This window comes from Salmonella sp. SAL4457, from assembly GCF_046548235.1.
GTDB classification, from domain to species: Bacteria; Pseudomonadota; Gammaproteobacteria; order Enterobacterales; family Enterobacteriaceae; genus Salmonella; species Salmonella enterica.
In genome coordinates, this window is sequence record NZ_JBGDZO010000090.1 from 1 (window position 1) to 404 (window position 404).

Annotated in this window: 1 protein-coding gene; it reads left to right on the plus strand. The window is 60.6% G+C overall.

Going from position 1 to position 404, the window contains the following annotated elements:
* On the plus strand, positions 1 to 404 hold a 404-nt coding region (locus ACLJNW_RS23365; protein WP_410961107.1), incomplete at both ends, for a polysaccharide biosynthesis protein.

The following is a 404-nucleotide window of genomic DNA, read 5'->3' on the forward strand; positions in this document are numbered from 1 at the left end:
GTGGACATCGCTGACCTGCTGGGGCGCGACAGCGTCGCACCGCGCAAGGAGCTGCTGGAACGGTGCATCCGCGGTCAGGTGGTGATGGTGACCGGGGCGGGCGGCTCTATCGGTTCGGAACTCTGTCGGCAGATCATGAGTTGTTCGCCTAGCGTGCTGATCCTGTTCGAGCACAGCGAATACAACCTCTATAGCATCCATCAGGAACTGGAGCGTCGGATCAAGCGCGAGTCGCTTTCGGTGAACCTGTTGCCGATCCTCGGTTCGGTGCGCAATCCCGAGCGCCTGGTGGACGTGATGCGTACCTGGAAGGTCAATACCGTCTACCATGCGGCGGCCTACAAGCATGTGCCGATCGTCGAGCACAACATCGCCGAGGGCGTTCTCAACAACGTGATAGGCAC